This is a genomic window from Bacillus sp. C30, from assembly GCF_040838255.1.
GTDB classification, from domain to species: domain Bacteria; phylum Bacillota; class Bacilli; order Bacillales; family Bacillaceae_G; genus Bacillus_A; species Bacillus_A mycoides.
This window is the reverse complement of sequence record NZ_JBFPJH010000554.1, coordinates 1-1,518: the sequence shown is the minus strand read 5'-3', so window position 1 is coordinate 1,518 and position 1,518 is coordinate 1. Positions and strand designations below refer to the sequence as shown.

1 protein-coding gene is annotated in these 1,518 nt (G+C 35.2%); it reads left to right on the top strand.

Annotated features, from left to right (window positions below):
- Positions 1 to 1,516 (top strand): threonine--tRNA ligase (thrS, locus tag AB3X49_RS22775; protein WP_367964912.1); only part of this gene is annotated, 1,516 nt, incomplete at its 5' end.
- Between the last annotated feature and the right edge of the window lie 2 nt (positions 1,517 to 1,518).

The following is a 1,518-nucleotide window of genomic DNA, read 5'->3' as shown; positions in this document are numbered from 1 at the left end:
TGTAAAGATAGAGCGAGTTGAGGTTTCTCGAGAAGAAGCAAAAGAATTGTTTCAAGAAATGAATGATAGTTTGAAATTAGAGCTTTTAGAAGCAATTCCTAATGGAGAAAGTGTAACACTGTATAAACAAGGTGAATTTGTAGATTTATGTAGAGGACCACATTTGCCATCTACTGGTTATTTGAAAGCATTTCAATTAACTCATGTTTCTGGTGCATATTGGCGAGGTGATAGTAACAATCAAGTGCTTCAGCGTATATATGGTGTTGCTTTCTCTTCTCAACAAAAATTAGAAGAGTATTTACATTTTGTTGAGGAGGCCGCAAAGAGAAATCATCGGAAATTAGGTAGTGAACTTGAATTGTTTATGTTTTCGGAAGAGGCTCCGGGAATGCCCTTTTACTTGCCAAAAGGACAGATTATTCGCAATGAATTAGAAGCATTTTTAAGAGAAATTCAAAATGAGTACAATTATCAAGAAGTGCGTACTCCATTTATGATGAATCAAGAATTATGGGAGAAGTCAGGACACTGGGGACATTACAAAGACAATATGTATTTCTCAGAAGTAGATCATAAAAGTTTTGCGTTAAAACCGATGAATTACCCAGGCCATATGCTTATGTTTAAAAATAAATTACATTCTTATCGTGAATTACCGATTCGTATGTGTGAGTTCGGTCAAGTGCATCGACATGAATTTAGTGGCGCTTTAAACGGATTATTAAGAGTTCGTACTTTCTGCCAAGATGATGCTCATTTATTTGTAACACCAGAACAAATTGAAGATGAAATCAAATCAGTGTTGGCGCAAATTGACTATGTGTATAAAACTTTTGGTTTCGAGTATGAAGTAGAGCTTTCTACTCGTCCAGAAGATTCAATGGGTGATGATAAATTATGGGAGCAAGCAGAATTGGCATTAGAAAATGTATTACAGTCATTAAATTATAAATATAGATTAAATGAAGGTGACGGTGCATTCTACGGTCCGAAAATTGATTTCCATATTAAAGATGCTTTAAATAGAAGTCATCAGTGCGGAACAGTCCAACTTGATTTCCAAATGCCAGAAAAATTTGATTTAAATTATATAGATGAAAATAATGAAAAAAGAAGACCAGTTGTCATTCACCGAGCAGTTTTAGGATCTTTAGACCGTTTTTTAGCAATATTAATTGAGCACTTTGGAGGCGCGTTCCCAGCGTGGGTGGCACCAGTTCAAGTGAAAGTAATTCCAGTTTCAAATGCAGTGCATGAACAATATGTAAATAGGATTGCAGATAAATTAGCACAAGCCGGAATTCGTGTCGAACGAGATATACGAGATGAAAAGTTAGGATATAAAATTAGAGAAGCGCAAATGCAAAAAGTTCCGTATGTTCTTGTTATTGGGGATAAGGAAATGGAAAGCGAAGCTGTAAATGTACGGAAATATGGTGAAGAGAAGTCAGAAGTTGTTGAACTAGATGCGTTTGTGGAAAGTATGAAAGAGGAAATTAAAAATAGGAAATAGAG